Annotated in this window: 13 protein-coding genes and 1 pseudogene; 13 read left to right on the top strand and 1 reads right to left on the bottom strand. The window is 45.4% G+C overall.

Translation table 11 applies throughout. The features are described from left to right. Positions 1 to 15 precede the first annotated feature (15 nt). From rpe to OIT45_RS01665, 5 genes are all read left to right on the top strand, one after another. Positions 16 to 675 carry a ribulose-phosphate 3-epimerase gene (rpe, locus tag OIT45_RS01685; RefSeq protein ID WP_199404137.1) on the top strand — a complete coding sequence of 220 codons (660 nt, stop codon included), beginning with the start codon at positions 16 to 18 and terminating at the stop codon, positions 673 to 675. Next, on the top strand, positions 675 to 1,340 hold the full coding sequence (locus tag OIT45_RS01680; RefSeq protein ID WP_199404138.1) for a thiamine diphosphokinase: 666 nt from the start codon (positions 675 to 677) through the stop codon (positions 1,338 to 1,340). The genes rpe and OIT45_RS01680 overlap by 1 nt, the downstream gene beginning before the upstream one ends. A 141-nt stretch (positions 1,341 to 1,481) precedes the next feature. Beyond that, positions 1,482 to 1,682, top strand: a complete 201-nt coding sequence (gene rpmB / locus OIT45_RS01675; RefSeq protein ID WP_003609111.1) for a 50S ribosomal protein L28 — start codon at positions 1,482 to 1,484, stop codon at positions 1,680 to 1,682. 139 nt (positions 1,683 to 1,821) lie between these two features. After that, the gene (locus OIT45_RS01670) at positions 1,822 to 2,184 is read left to right on the top strand and encodes an Asp23/Gls24 family envelope stress response protein (protein WP_003609109.1); all 363 of its coding nucleotides are present in this window, start codon (positions 1,822 to 1,824) and stop codon (positions 2,182 to 2,184) included. A 27-nt stretch (positions 2,185 to 2,211) separates the two neighbouring features. After that, positions 2,212 to 3,900 (top strand): DAK2 domain-containing protein, encoded by a 1,689-nt coding sequence (locus tag OIT45_RS01665; protein WP_264339789.1) that lies wholly within the window; start codon positions 2,212 to 2,214, stop codon positions 3,898 to 3,900. A gap of 382 nt (positions 3,901 to 4,282) precedes the next feature. Here OIT45_RS01665 and OIT45_RS01660 read toward each other — a convergent pair whose 3' ends face one another. Beyond that, a complete protein-coding gene (locus tag OIT45_RS01660) occupies positions 4,283 to 6,055 on the bottom strand; it encodes an oleate hydratase (RefSeq protein ID WP_264339788.1) in 1,773 nt (590 codons plus the stop codon). Between the two features lie 98 nt (positions 6,056 to 6,153). On the opposite strand from OIT45_RS01660, the gene OIT45_RS01655 reads away from it, so the two are divergent. The 8 genes and pseudogenes from OIT45_RS01655 (at position 6,154) to smc (ending at position 15,648) form a co-directional block, all read left to right on the top strand. Further along, entirely contained in the window at positions 6,154 to 6,291 is a 138-nt protein-coding gene (locus OIT45_RS01655; RefSeq protein ID WP_199404141.1) for a hypothetical protein, read from the top strand. A 41-nt stretch (positions 6,292 to 6,332) separates the two neighbouring features. Next, positions 6,333 to 8,369, top strand: a pseudogene (gene recG, locus OIT45_RS01650) (ATP-dependent DNA helicase RecG). Positions 8,370 to 8,470: 101 nt separating this feature from the next. Continuing rightward, positions 8,471 to 9,529 carry a phosphate acyltransferase PlsX gene (gene plsX, locus OIT45_RS01645; RefSeq protein WP_003609094.1) on the top strand — a complete coding sequence of 353 codons (1,059 nt, stop codon included), beginning with the start codon at positions 8,471 to 8,473 and terminating at the stop codon, positions 9,527 to 9,529. A 44-nt stretch (positions 9,530 to 9,573) separates the two neighbouring features. Further along, positions 9,574 to 9,813, top strand: coding sequence for an acyl carrier protein (acpP, locus tag OIT45_RS01640; protein ID WP_264339787.1), 240 nt, complete (start codon positions 9,574 to 9,576; stop codon positions 9,811 to 9,813). 88 nt (positions 9,814 to 9,901) lie between these two features. Continuing rightward, positions 9,902 to 10,387, top strand: a complete 486-nt coding sequence (locus OIT45_RS01635; protein ID WP_264329904.1) for a helix-turn-helix domain-containing protein — start codon at positions 9,902 to 9,904, stop codon at positions 10,385 to 10,387. A gap of 8 nt (positions 10,388 to 10,395) precedes the next feature. Continuing rightward, the gene (locus tag OIT45_RS01630; RefSeq protein ID WP_264329905.1) at positions 10,396 to 11,256 is read left to right on the top strand and encodes an IS3 family transposase; all 861 of its coding nucleotides are present in this window, start codon (positions 10,396 to 10,398) and stop codon (positions 11,254 to 11,256) included. A 126-nt stretch (positions 11,257 to 11,382) separates the two neighbouring features. Continuing rightward, positions 11,383 to 12,081 (top strand): ribonuclease III, encoded by a 699-nt coding sequence (gene rnc, locus OIT45_RS01625; RefSeq protein WP_199404942.1) that lies wholly within the window; start codon positions 11,383 to 11,385, stop codon positions 12,079 to 12,081. A gap of 9 nt (positions 12,082 to 12,090) precedes the next feature. Next, complete coding sequence (smc, locus tag OIT45_RS01620) at positions 12,091 to 15,648, top strand: chromosome segregation protein SMC (protein ID WP_199404941.1); 3,558 nt, start codon at positions 12,091 to 12,093, stop codon at positions 15,646 to 15,648. Position 15,649: the final 1 nt, after the last annotated feature.

The following is a 15,649-nucleotide window of genomic DNA, read 5'->3' as shown; positions in this document are numbered from 1 at the left end:
ACGAGGTTTTTTGAGATGACGATTAAGGTAGCACCATCAATTTTGTCTGCAGATTACATTAATTTGCAAAAGGACATCGAGTTGATTGAATCTGCTGGGGCAGAATTTGTTCACATCGATGTTATGGATGGTATGTTTGTACCATCAATTTCTTACGGTCCAGCGTGGGTTAAGGCTTTGCGTCCTGTAACCGACATGGTCTTGGATGTTCACTTGATGGTTGAGCAACCAGAACGCTACATTAACGTTTTTGCTGAAGCTGGTTCAGATATTATCGGTGTGCACTACGAAGCAACGCCACACATTCACCGAGCTTTGCAACAAATCAAGAACCACGGTATCAAGGCTGAAGTTGTTATCAACCCTGGTACGTCAGTGGCTGCTATCGAGCCTGTTTTGCACATGGTTGACCAAGTTTTGGTGATGACGGTTAACCCTGGTTTCGGTGGACAAAAGTTCTTGCCTGAGACGTTGGAGAAGATTGCCCGTTTGGCTGAAATCAAGCGTGAAAAGGGTTATGACTACGACATCGAAATCGATGGTGGTGCCAACGACGAAACGACTAAGTTGGCCTACGAAGCTGGGGCAACTGTTGCCGTTGCTGGTTCATACGTCTTTGACAAGGTTGACCCAGCAGCTAAGATTGCCCGTTTGAAGGAAGTGACGTCAGACTAATGGAACGCTTGCGCTTACTAGTCGGTGGCCCAATCTCGGAATGGCCGGATGAACTCGCACAGGGAACGTTAGCCGGTCCATGGGCGGCTGCTGATCGTGGCGCACATCGTTTGTTAGCCTTAGGTCATGTACCCGTGCTGACGGTTGGCGATTTTGACTCGATGACACCGAGCGAACGTGAACAAACGTTGGCGCAGCTGCCTCGGGTTGTGAGCGCCAAGCCGGAAAAGGACGAGACGGACACGGAATTGCTACTAGATATTGTTGAACGAGAGCTAGCCCCTGACCTGATTGAAATATATGGGGCAACGGGTGGCCGTCTCGATCAGTTACTGTCTAATATCTGGATTTTTACGCAGCCACGTTTTCAACAATTGGCAACGAAAGTCGTTTTGATTGATCGGACAAATCGCGTGTCGTTCTATTTACCTGGCACACACACGATTACGCACACACCGGGTATGAAATATTTGGGATTTATGCCACTAACGCCAGTTACAGGCTTGACTTTAATTGATGAAAAGTACAAACTAACTAACTGGCAAGGTAATCCATTCTCGTTCTCATCGAATGAATTTGACGGCGACGTTAATCATTTTTCGTTTGAGTCGGGGATGGTTGCGGTCATTGAAAGTCGGGACTTGACTGGTCAAACAGGCGATTAATTCGCAATTCCGACACAGTTTAATCGTGTAAAGTAAAAATACTTTACACAAAACCCTTGCACATCGAGTAAGGGTTTGATATTATTATTCAAGTAAATAAAAGCACTGAATTAAAAGAGCTTAAGATTGGAGGATAAACATATGGCAGTTGATGCAGTCAACGGAAAGCGTACTCGCTTCGGTAACCAACGTTCACACGCCCTTAACTCAAGCCGTCGTAGCTGGAAGCCAAACTTGCAAAAGGTGACGGTTAAGATTAACGGTTCAGCACCTAAGAAGGTGTACTTGTCAGCTCGTACTTTGAAGGCTGGTTTGAAGAACGGTTCAATTGAGCGTGTTTAATAGATAAAGCTACCGTTTACGGTGGCTTTTTTCTTTATACACGGTATTTGTTCAGGGTATAACGAAATTGGCTATAAGGACCTATTTCTACGCTACGATATGGTAGAATAGATATAGTTTTATACGGAGGTCATACAAGATGGCAGTTAAGATTCAAACAACGCAAGGTGCAATTGAAATCGAAAACGAGGTCATTGCGACAATCGTTGGGGGCGCAGCTACTGACAACTATGGTGTTGTTGGTATGGCCAGCCAAAACCCACTACGCGATGGTGTTAACCAAATTTTGAATGGCGACAACTTTTCAAAGGGTGTCGTTGTTCGTCAACAAGATAACGGCGTTGTTGTCGACGTCCACATCATTGTTGGGTACGGTATGAAAATTTCTGAAATTTCAAAGAGCGTCCAAGCTCGTGTAAAAAACGATTTGAATGTCATGCTTGGTATTGTTGCTAGCGAAGTTAATGTAACGGTACAAGGCGTGCGCATGCTAGGAGACTAAAAACCTAGTTATAAGGAGTTGAGAAAAGTGGAAGTTGTAACGACTATTACCAACGTTGAATTTGGTAAGATGATCAACGCGGCAGCGGATGCGCTGAAGAATAACGCGGAAAAAATTAATAAATTGAATGTGTTCCCAGTCCCAGATGGTGACACAGGAACAAACATGACGTTGTCAATGGCAAGTGGTGCTGAGTACGAACGTAACGAAACGGACACGCACTTGGGAGCCTTGGCACAAGCAACGTCAAAGGGCTTGCTAATGGGAGCTCGTGGTAACTCAGGTGTTATCTTGTCACAAATCTTCCGTGGATTTGCGGCTAAGATTGCCGACAAGGAGACGTTGTCAGCTCGTGATTTGGCTGACGCCTTGATGGGTGGTGCTGAGACGGCTTATAAGGCTGTTATGAAGCCAACTGAAGGAACAATCCTAACAGTTATCCGCGAAGCCGCTGCTGCAGCTAACCGTGCGGCAAAGGAGTCAGATGACGCAGTTGTTGTCATGAAGGAAACTTTGGACGCTGCTGAAAAGGCTTTGGCATCTACGCCTGACTTGTTGCCTGTTTTGAAGGAAGTCGGTGTTGTTGACTCAGGTGGTCAAGGACTTGTTATCGTTTTGGAAGCTTTCTACGCCGTTTTGTCAGGTGAAGAAATCACGACTGAAATTGATAACGCTGCTTTGGACGCGATGGTGATGTCTTTGCACAACGCCGGTGTTCAAGGTGACTTGAACCCTGAAGATATCCAATTCGGATACTGCACGGAAATCATGGTTGATATTGCAAAGGGAACGACTTACGATCAAGAATTTGATTACGACAAGTTCTACGAGCACTTGGCAGCCATGGGTGACTCATTGTTGGTTATCAACGATGATGAAGTTGTAAAGGTGCACGTGCACACTGAAGACCCAGGTGAAGTTATCAACTGGGGAACACACTTCGGTTCATTGCGTAAGGTTAAGGTTGATAACATGCGTGATCAACAAGCTGAAGCTGCTGCTGCGGCTGAAGCCCAAAAGGAAGCTGAGGCAAAGGCTGAAGCTGAAAAGCCTGCAGTTGATTTGGCAGTTATTACGACGGCTACTGGTGAGGGAATCAAGGAATTGTTTGCTTCATCAGGTGCAACGATTGTCATTGATGCTGAGCAAGCACCATCTACACAAGACTTGGTGAATGCCGTTAAGGAAAGTGGCGCTAAGGAAGCGTTGATTTTGCCTAACGACAGTAACATCTTCATGGCCGCTGACCAAGCAGTTGAAATTGCTGACGTACCAGTTAAGGTTGTGCGTACGCGTACAATCCAACAAGGTTTGACGGCGCTTGTTTTGGGTTACAACCCTGAAGGAACGCTCGAAGACAACGCTGAAGCAATGACTGCTGCTTTGGGTGATGTGAAGTCTGGTGCCGTAACGACGTCTGTCCGCGACACGACGTTGAACGGTTTGGAGATTCACTCAGGTGACGCAATTGGTTTGTTTGACGGCGAAATCGTCGTATCAGTACCAAATGCTGATATCCACCAAGCTGCAGTTGAATTGCTAGGTAAGATGATTGACGAGGATTTAGAACTTGTGACGGTATACTACGGTCAAGAGTCATCTGAAGACGATGCTAACAAGCTTGAAGAAGCTGGTTTGGCAATCGACGAAGATTTGGAATTCGAGATTCACGATGGTGGCCAGCCATTGTACCCAATCTTGATGTCAGTCGAGTAAAAGACTAAATACGAAAGCGCCAACACGCTCGGGATTCCGAATGTGTTGGCGCTTTTTTGCATAGCATTTAGTGTGATGTTAGTGTCGACGCGTTGCGTCGAGACCTGGGCCTGGGGAATTTCTCCGACAAAGATTTTCTGCGGGACACGCCCAACCGCGAGCACTGCCCGTGGCTCCCTTGCCGGTCGCATGCACCAAACTGGAAACTTGGTATTTTGGTGCATAGACGGGCAGCGGTCGGGTCGGGCTTCTCTGTCCCACAGAAAATCGCTCCGAAATTCCCCAGGCCCAGGTCAGCAGTCAAGTTGTTCTTGTCTATCTTCGAGTTACATCCACGGTTCAATGAATAGGGAAAACTACTTCTTACAAGTTTAACCCCGGATTAAAGGAGATGTTGCTCAGCTAACAACTCTTCAATCCAAGTGCCTTTGATTTTCTTGTTAAGAGCAAGTTTAACGAGCTTTGGCATGTGTAGGTCCATCTCGTCGAGCTTCTTCTTATCTGACATGTAGTAGAAAGCTTTTAGTAATTCGCGAATGTCGAATACTGAACCGTAGACCTCGGGAACTGCACGATCAACGTCCATTAATGTATAAACGGCTTCCATGGCCGTGCGAATTGAGTATTCGGTCGTAAAGACGGTGTCACGACTAGGTGATTCAGCGAAGTTACCAATGAAAGCCAAATTTTCTAAATCGTTAGGCACAACGGCCGGGCGATCGCCGGCCTCACGTGGCATGAAGTATGACGTGATGAATGGCATGTACACCGGAACCGTATTGACGTTTTCTTGCTTAGCCAGTTCTTTGATTTTGACTTCGGGCACGCCAAGGTGGTAGAGCAATTCTTGTGTGATTTCCTCACCAGTTGCTTCCACAATTGTCTTATCAACATAGTTTCCCTTGGTATCAGAGTACAAACCGTAAATCCAAACCACCGTCTCATTTTCTTTTTGGGTCTTGAAATGAGGTTGGCGGTGAATCGTGAAACTCATCATCCAATTTGAATCAGTGATGGTGATGATGCCACCAGTGTTAACCTTGTGATCGTGGAGACTGCGGTTTGTGAGCCGTTCAATGTAAGGTTCGATTTCAGGCACCTTGATAGTTGCTGTTGCTGAAACAAACCAGCTACGGTCCGGCAGGTTCTCGCAAAAGACTTCAGGATGACCAAATTCATCAGACTGGGCAGCGAGTTTTTGCCACAAGCGCCAGCTACCACCGAGTGCCTTTGAAACCGGTGCTGCTTGATGGTGTGAACCGTAAGTTGAACTCTCAGTGATTGAACCGTTCGTGACAAAGACCAAATCGTCAGCTGTTAACGGAATTGTTTTCTCCGTGCCATCAATTGTCACCGAAAGCTCTTTAGCAGTCTTTTTATCTGCTTGTACATCAACAATGACATTTGTGACTTGGGCGTTGTAGATGAAGTTTACGCCATGTGACTCCAGGTACTTGATGATTGGCAAAACCATGGAATCATACTGGTTGTACTTGTTGAATTTCAACGCAGTGAAGTCAGGTAGCCCATCAATATGGTGAATGAAGCGCATCGCGTAACGACGCATTTCGACCGCCGAGTGCCATTTTTCGAAGGCGAACATAGTTGCCCAGTAACTCCAAAAATTACTCTCGAAAAAATCAGGCGTGAAGAAATCTTCAAGCGTTTGACGCCCCAACTTTGATTTAGGCGTCATGACAAGCTTTACGAGTTCCATTGCTTTGTCATCAAGTTCGTACTTACCGTCGGTTGGCACGCGTTGACCGCGCTTGTAAATGAGACGTGTGTTAGATGAGTTGGGATCATCTTGGTCTAGCCAATAAAACTCATCTAAGTATGAGGCACCTTCGATTTCCAAAGACGGAATCGAACGATACATGTCCCACATCGTTTCGAAGTGATTTTCCATTTCACGACCACCACGAATTACAAAGCCGACGTTCGGACGGTTGTCACCATCGAGTGAACCACCGGGGATGGAGAGTTCTTCGTAGATGTGAATTTGATTGCCAGGCACTTGAGCATCACGAACCAAAAAGACCGCTGCAGCTAGACCAGCCAAGCCACCACCGACAATGTGAGCGGACTTCGTATCAGCATCAGCCGGCTTACGTGGTCGCGCGAATGCTTCATAGTTACCATTTGAATATCGCATATATATCCTCCATAAATTTCACTGTGCATACAATGGGTTGTATGCAGTCAGTGTACGTAAACGTCATAACGTTTCCATAACTTATCGGGGAAAGTTGTATGAAGCAAGCTGTGCTGGCTTTCAAAGCTATTTATGGGCAAGTTGGAAACAGCCTCACCTTGATTTTAAAGTTCGTTGTGTTGTTTGCAGAAATTCTGACCATGCAAAGTCTAAACCCGATATTCAGTAAAACCTAATTTTGCGGTATAATGTTACATCAGAAAGGAAGGTGTTAAGCATGGCTAGTTTATTAGATTTAGTTGATGAGCTTGATGGTGTTGGTCCAAAGCGTGTGCAAGCGCTGAATAAATTGGGCATCTTCACAATCGATGACTTACTCGGCTACTATCCAATGCGCTATAACGACTTAGCGATGAAAACGCCTGCCGAAACGCAAGATGGCGAAAAAGTAACGTTTAAAGGCGTTGTGACATCGCCGCCCGTGGTTAACCGCTTCGGGTATAAGAAGACACGTACAAGCTTCCGTTTGACGGTTGAACATGACACAATCATGGTGTCGTTTTTCAATCAACCATGGATTGGTAAAAATCTTGAAATCGGCCAAGAAGTTGCGGTGCATGGCACGTATGACAAAACGCGTCAAAGTCTATCTGGCATTAAATTAATGTCACGTAATGGTGATGATGAAATGGAAGCTGTTTATCCATCATCAAAGGAAATCAAGGCCAAGACAATTAAAGATTTGATTATCCAAGCTTTGGGCAAGTATGGCGAATTATTACGCACAGACATCGTGCCAAGTAATTTGCGCACCCGGTATAAGCTCATGAATCATCATGACACGGTGTTTGGTATGCATGCGCCAACTGATGGTCAGGTTGCGACTGAAGCACGTCGCAGTGCGTCATTTGAAGAGTTTTTTGTCTTTCAAATGCGCCTGCAAGTAATCAAGTCGATGGACCGCGATAACCGTGGCCGCGCGATTGCATTTAATAATGATGAGCTAAAGGCGTTTATTGCGACGTTGCCATTTGAACTAACGGATGCTCAAAAGCGTGTGGTGAATGAAATTGTGCGTGATATGAAGCGTCCAATTCACATGAATCGTTTGCTACAGGGAGATGTTGGTTCTGGTAAAACGGTCGTGGCGGCCTTGGCCATGTATGCAGCGATTACTGCCGGGATGCAAGCGACCTTGATGGCACCGACTGAAATTTTGGCGCAACAACATGCGAAAACAATTGGCAACTTTTTCGATCCTGAAAAGGTCCGCGTTGAACTGCTAACAGGGTCAACTAAGGCTGCTGCTCGTCGCCAAATTTTGGAAGATTTGGAAAATGGCGATATCGACATTTTGATCGGAACCCACGCTTTGATTTAACCGGACATCGCGTTTAGAAATCTTGGCTTGGCGGTTATCGATGAGCAGCACCGTTTCGGTGTACAACAACGTGCAACGTTACGTGAAATCGGCATGAATCCCGATATTCTGGCAATGACAGCGACGCCAATTCCACGAACGCTGGCGATTACAGCGTATGGTGAGATGGACGTTTCTATCATTGACCAATTACCAGCCGGTCGTAAGCAAATTAAGACGTACTGGCTACGTAGTAATGAAATGGAGAAAACCATTGCGTTTATTAAGTCACAGCTGCAAGAAGGGGCCCAGGCTTATGTTGTCACGCCGTTGATTGAAGAGTCGGAAACGTTGGATGTGCAAAATGCTGAAGCGGTGTATGCTGAATTGTCTGAGTACTTTTCACCAACGTATAAGGTTGGCTTGTTGCACGGCCGTTTATCAAATCAAGAAAAAGAAGATGTGATGGCCGCCTTTAAGGCGAATGAGTTCCAAGTGTTGGTTTCAACTACGGTTATCGAAGTCGGTGTTGACGTACCGAATTCAACGGTTATGCTGATTTTGGATGCTGACCGATTTGGATTGTCGCAGCTACACCAACTGCGCGGGCGCGTTGGACGAGGCAGCCGTCAGTCATACACATTCCTAATTAGTGATCCGAAAACCCAATACGGGATTGATCGCATGGAAGCGATGGTGGGAACAACTGATGGTTTCGTGCTCGCCCAAAAGGATTTGGAACTTCGTGGAGCTGGTGATATTCTTGGTAATCGTCAATCTGGCGTGCCTGAATTCCGTGTCGGTGATCCCGTTGCGGATTTGGCGATGATGACCGTTGCACAAGAGGAAGCGATTGAGATTGTTTCTAAGCCTGATTGGGATAAAGATCCGGAATTGGCCCCGTTGGCTGACATGCTGTCAGAAACAATGGCGCGATATCGTAATTTTGATTAAAAAAGATACGCCTTTTACTTTTACCCACTCCTAAAAGTGTGTTAGATTTGTTCTAGCATTTATTTTAGTAATTATTTTTTGAATTCGAGAGGGATTTAATGATGTTTAAGATTGCCATTGACGCAATGGGTGGTGATAACGCCCCTGAAGCAATCGTTGCTGGTGTTGAACTAGCGCGTGACCAAATGCCAGACACAGAGTTTTTGTTGTTTGGTCAATTGGATAAGGTAAAGCCTTTCGTTAAGAACGAAGAGCGTTTGACGTTGGTCCAGGCTGATGAAGTTATTGCTATGGCTGATGAGCCAGTTAAGTCAATCCGTCGTAAGAAGCAAAGTTCATTGGTTTTGGCTGCGCAAGCCGTTAAGAATGGTGATGCTGATGCTGTCTTCTCAGCTGGTAACACTGGTGCTTTGTTGGCAGCCGGTATCTTTATCGTTGGTCGTATCAAGGGAATTGATCGTCCAGCTTTGATGACGGCTTTGCCAGCCTTTGATGGTCCTCACGATGCCTTCGTGATGATGGACATGGGTGCTAATGCTGAAAACCGTCCAGCTCACTTGTACCAATATGGTGTGTTGGGTTCATTCTATGCCCACGAAATTTTGGGTTACGACCAACCCCGTGTTGGTTTGTTGAACAACGGAACTGAAGAAGACAAGGGTGACCAAGTCCACAAGGAAGCTCACCAATTGTTGCGTTATGGCTCAGACAAGAATTTGTTGAACTTCGTTGGAAACGTTGAGGCACGTGACGTTTTGCAAGGACCTGCTGATGTTGTGATTGCTGATGGTTTCTCAGGAAACGCAACTTTGAAGTCAATCGAAGGTACAGCATTGTCAATGTTGAAGTTGATCAAGGATACCATCATGAACGGTAGCTTGAAGACGAAGATGGCTGGTGCCATGTTGAAGCCAGCGTTGAAGGGTATCCAATCACGTTTGGACTACTCACAACACGGTGGTGCCGTTGTTATCGGTGTTAACGCACCCGTTGTTAAGACGCACGGTTCAGCTGGTCCTGATGCCGTTGCCAACACGATGAAGCAAATCCACACGATGTTGGAAGCTGATTTGGTTGGTAAGGTACAGCAATTCGTTGCTGACCATAAGGAAGATTTGTCTGCTCGTCCAGAGAATGAAGTGGACGGTTCGGCCGAATAGCGTTACACTAATTAACGTTAAATATGCGAATAGGAAACGGAATAATGGAACGACAAGAAATCATGGATAAGGTTATCGAATTGGTTGCGGACCACTTTGAGTTGGACCCAGCTAAGGTAACCGGTGAATTGAACTTTTTGACTGATATTGATGCTGATTTAATTGACTTTGTTGAATTGGTTTTGGAGATGGAAGACGAATTTGGTGCAGAAATCTCTGACGAAGACGCTGAAAAGTTGATTACGATCAACGATACTGTTGATTACATCGCAGCACGCGTTTAATATTTGTAAACTAAAGGCAAGGACACTTCGAGTGTTCATTGAACTGAACCCCGTAAGTTGGAGTAAATCTAACTTACGGGGTTTTGTTATGTTTTCAAAGGAAGTACAACTTGAAGCAGTTAGTATGTATCTGAAAGGCGTGCCACCTAAGCAGATACGGAAGAAGTTTGGAATCAAAGGTGACGCCACCATTCTTAATTGGCTAACCAACATTAAGATGCTTGGGATCGAAGGTCTTAATAATCCAAGTCGAAGCAAGACAAACTATTCATACTCCTTTAAAATCAAGGTTATAAGATGGCGATTAGAACATCACGCTTCTCTACCTGTAGCAGCGAAGAAGTTCCGTATACGGACTCCTGCTCAAATTTGGCAGTGGGAACGCGCGTTGGAATCCGGTCGTCTAAAACCTGATAAACGAAGGCGGAACCAAACCATGAATAAGCAAGAACACGACAAGATTAAGAAGCTTGAAGAAGAGAACGAACTACTTCGCATCAAGGTGGCCTATCTGGAAAAACTAGAGGCCTTAGCACAGGAAAAGAAAAAATTACAAACCAAGACAAAGCGGTAGTAATCACTGTGCTAAGGCAAGAATTGAAGTGCAAATTAAAGTTGCTTCTTCAAGTAGCTGAGATGTCTAGCAGTAGTTATCACGATTCGTGCAAGCGTGCGTACAAGGAGTATCCACGTGAGTTGATCGATGCGATTACATCAATTCGTGACGATAACCCCGACTACGGTTATCGTCGTGTCACACAAGAACTTAGTAATCGTGGCTTCAATACCAACCATAAGGTTGTGCTGAAAATCATGAAGATCAATGGGCTTCTCTGTACTGCTTTCAAACGTTTAACACGGAAGTACAATTCTTACGCTGGCACTGTTGGTCACATATCACCAAATCGTGTTAACCGTCGGTTCACAACGGACCGTCCATATCAGAAGGTTCTCACTGACGTCACGGAAGTTCGCTGGGGATCAGGCACAATGGCAGAACGTGCTTATTTCACTGCATATATCGACGTTTATAGTGGTGAAATTCTCACTTGGAATATCGATTTAAATCCAACCGTCGAGTTTGTCACACAGCCGTTAGATGAGCTGCTAGAAAACAGACCAGAGTTGAATTATCGAATGACAATTCACTCTGACCAAGGTTTCCAGTATCAAAATTATGAGTATGTATCACGGTTAAAGACTAACCGTGTGTTCCAAAGCATGAGTCGCAAAGCGACATGCCTAGATAACGCAATGGCTGAGAGTATCTTCCACATCTTGAAGGTAGGAACGGTACATAACAACCACTATCAAAGCTATGACGAATTAAAGTCCGCCATAACTAACTATGTCTATTACTACAACAACAAGCGGATAAAAACAAAACTGGCCGGAAAAACTCCGGTTCAATACCGAAATCTTTCCGACCAGTTATCTGCTTAAACTTCACTCCAATTTTTGGGGTTCAGTTCACCTTGCCTTTTTTCAATCTTGTGACACAACAAAAAACGTCGTTATACCAACGGTTTCTCTGGTATAATTGACTAGTATATCTAGAAAGGACGGCTTATGTTTAAACAACTTCAAGCAGAATTAGCTCTTGCCCATAATATCCATTTTAATGACGTGTCATTATTGGAGGAGGCACTAACACAAGCAAACTATATTAACGAACATCCAAATTACACTGGTCGCGATTACCAACGCCTAGAATTCCTTGGGGATGCGGTTATGCAACAATCAACGGCGGTGTACTTGTTCAAGCGTTATCCAGATTGGGATGAAGGTCGATTGACAGAGTTGCGAATTTCTATGGTCCAAACTCGCGCTTTTGCAGCTTTGTCACGTGAGTTGCATCTTGATCAATATGTCCAACTGGGACGTGGTGAAGAACTGTCCGGCGCACGAAACCGTGATTCATTGCTCGAAGATTTGTGGGAAGCATTTATTGGCGCCTTGTACCTGGACCAGGGTCAAGAGGTTGTCATGAACTTTCTTGGTGAAATTATGTTCACGAAGATTGATGAAGGGTTCTACGATCAATTCGTCGATTACAAGTCTAAGTTGCAAGAACACTTGCAACGTCATGGTAGCGTAAAGATTGCTTACACAAAGATATCTGAACGCCCAGTTGAGAACAATGAACAAATCTTTACGGTTGAGGTATCGGTCAACGAGCAAGCGTTGGCGACTGGAGAGGGAAAGTCAACGAAGGAAGCCGAAAAGGCAGCCGCTCGTGCAGCTTATCAAACTTTGACGAAGAACTAGGGAATCGGTATGAAATTAAAAACATTGGAGATTGGTGGATTTAAATCATTTGCCGATCGTACCAAGATTGAATTTATGCCAGGAATCACAGGGGTTGTTGGACCGAATGGTTCTGGTAAATCAAACATCATCGAATCGATTCGCTGGGTTATGGGTGAACAATCTGCCAAAGGATTGCGTGGTGACAAAATGTCTGACGTCATCTTTGGCGGAACGGCACAACGCGCGCCACTTAACCGTGCGGAAGTGTCGATTACATTCGACAACACCGACCATTATTTGAATTCAGAATATTCTGAAATTCGAATTACCCGTACGCTCTACCGAAATGGTGATTCACGTTACCAAATTAACGGTACGACAGTACGTTTGAAGGATATCCATGAGTTGTTCATGGATTCTGGATTGGGACGCGAAAGTTTCTCAATCATTTCGCAGGGCCGTGTGGAGAGCATTTTTAGTGCTAAGCCTGAAGACCGACGAACGATTATTGAAGATGTCGCAGGTGTTTATAAGTACAAGCAAAACAAGGACAAGGCTGAAAAAGAACTGACTGGCGTCCAAGAAAATTTGAATCGTGTCCAAGATATTTTGTATGAATTGGAAGGACGCGTTGAGCCATTGGCTGAGCAATCAGCGAAGGCGCAAGATTATCTTGAAACCAAGAAGCAATTTGATAAGTTGGACCAATCACGATTGGTATTGGAACTAACTGATTGGTACAATGAGCAAACTGAAATCGCCCGTGAGTTGGCTGGGGCTGAACAAGCTAGTGATGAACAAGCAAAAGTTGTGAAGCAACAGACGGACTCGTTGACGGCGATGAAGGATGAGCGCACACAAGCAGAAACAGCCCGCCAAGAAGCGCAAGACAAGTTGCTGGCGTTGACGACTGCGGTTGAGCAATTGAGCGGTGAGCAAAAGTTGCAAGCTGAGCGTTCAGCAAATCGTTCAAATGCGACACGTGAATTAAAGGCACAAATTGCACAGGTTGAATCGCGTTTGGCTGATTTGAAGGTCACGGAAGCAACACGTCAAAAGAAGGTGGCTAGTCAAAAAGAAACCGCAGACGAATTACGTTTGCAGATTACTGAATTGACAGCCTCACATCCACGCCAACAAGAAGCGGCGGTTAGTGAGGAAATCGAGCAAGTTCGTGCGAACTTGGTTGATGCGATGCAGGCGTTGACGACGGCGAAGAATCAGCAGTCATACTTGGCGCAAGAACATGAACGTAATGATGCTGAATCGGCACGTTTGCAACAACGTAGTACGTTGCTAGATGAACAAATTGCAACTGCAACAGCTAACGTGACGGATGCTCAAGCCGAGGTTGACGAAGCAACGGCTGTTTTGGCAGATGCCCAAGCTGAGTTCGTTCGCTTGCAAAACGCTGGTAAGGATCTTGAAGCGAAAAGTCAGGCGCAACGCCAGGAATGGTTTAGCAAGATGGAAGAGGATCAACGATTGTCAACGCGTTTGCAATCGTTGAGTCGCTTGTCAGAAAACTATGATGGCTATTTCCAAGGTGTGCGTAACTTGATGAAGGCCAAGGATAATTTCCGAGGCATTCATGGGGTTTTGGCTGAATTGATTTCAGTTGAAGCACCTCACCAAACGGCGATTGAAACAGCCCTTGGTGGTGCGTTGCAAAACGTGGTTGTGACTGGTGAACAAGTTGGTAAGCAAGCTATCCGCTACTTGACGGAACATCGTTTAGGGCGTGTCACATTCTTGCCATTGTCAACGATTCGTTCACGTGAATTGCAACAGGGACAAGTTGAGACTGCACAAAACCAACCTGGTTTTATCGGCATTGCGGCTGACTTGGTGAAGACGGATGTCACATATAACACGGTTGTGAAAAACTTGTTGGGTACGACGGTGATTGCTAAGTCGATGGACGAGGCAGTGCCGATGGCTCGCGCATTGCAACAACGTGTCCGCATTGTAACTCTTGATGGTCAAGTGATGAACGCCGGTGGATCAATGACTGGTGGGGCAAATCGTAACCAAGGTAACGGATTGCTTTCACAACAAAACGAAGTGGAAACACTGACGGCGCAAGTTGCGACGTTGCATGATGAAACGGCGGTTTTGGAACGCCAGGTTCGTGAAATTGATGCGGAGTTGCAAAATGTAACGACGGCATTTAACGAGCAACAAGCTAAGGTGCTAACGGCTAATGAACGTGCCCAACAAGCAACAGCTAAGTTACAAGTTGCTGAAGAACGTTTGGCCCAAGTGCAAAAAGAGAAGACAGCCTTGAGTTATGAGTTTAATGTTTCAAACTCAGGCACGGCTGATCACGAAACAATGGTTGCTGAGAATGCGTCTGAAGTTACTGACTTAACGGACAAGCAAGCTAAGTTGCAAGCGCAATTAACTGAATTGACCGATGAACGTACGGAATTGTTAGCCCGCATTTCAGATGCTGATACTGAGTTGACGGAATTGCGTGCTGAGCTGGCAACAGCCCAAGCAAATGTGCAAGCCGCCCAAGTGCGTCACGAAGATATTGTTGAACAAATTGAAGCCGAACAAGCCCGTTTGAACAATTATCAACAACAAATGACTGATTTAACGTCTGATCAAAGCGACGTGCAACAACGTTTGTCAGCTGAATTGGCAACGGCCAACACTGACAAGGAAGCAACCACTAATTTGTTGGCTGAATTGACGGACAAGCTGGCTGATTTGAATGAACGTATCAATGTGGCCGAGGGGATGCTTGTCCAAGCACAAGAAGCCCAAACTGATGCCATGTCAACGCTAAGTAAGTTGAGCGGGCGTCAAGGAGAGTTGCGTGCTGCGATTCAAAATGGCGAGCGTGCACTGGAAGAAACGTATGACACGTCATTTGAGTTTGCGAAGGCTGAAATGTCTGATATGCCAATTGACAGCATTCGAACACAATTGAAGTTGTTGAAACAAGGCTTGGCTGAAATCGGAAACGTTAACTTGAACGCAATTGAAGAGTATGCTGAAGTTAAGGAGCGTTATGACTTCTTGACGCAACAACAAACTGATTTGATTGACGCCCAAGATAACCTCCGCCAAACGATGTCAGAGATGGATGAAGAAGTTGAAACGCGCTTCAAGGAAACGTTTGATGCAATTGCAGCGCACTTCTCAGAAATCTTCGTTAAGATGTTTGGTGGTGGTCAAGCAAAGCTCGAACTCACTGACCCAGAACACCTGTTATCCACAGGGGTTGATATTAAGGCTCAGCCACCTGGCAAGAAATTCCAGCAAATGAGTCTTTTGTCTGGTGGTGAGAAGGCGCTAACGGCGATTAGCTTGCTGTTTGCAATTCTTGAAGTTCGTCCTGTACCGTTTGCGGTTTTGGATGAAACGGAAGCCGCGCTTGATGAAGCCAACGTTGACCGTTTTGCACATTATTTGCATGAAGTTAATGATCGTACCCAATTTATTGTGATTACTCACCGTAAGGGTACGATGACGAATGCCGATGTGCTATACGGTGTTACTATGCAAGAACCAGGTGTCTCAACGATGGTATCGGTTAACTTGCAAGAGCTAGACAATACGCTAGCAGAAAATTAAT

Source organism: Weissella sp. LMG 11983 (assembly GCF_025908495.1).
GTDB classification, from domain to species: Bacteria; Bacillota; Bacilli; order Lactobacillales; family Lactobacillaceae; genus Weissella; species Weissella fermenti.
This window is presented reverse-complemented; position numbering and strand designations above follow the sequence as displayed.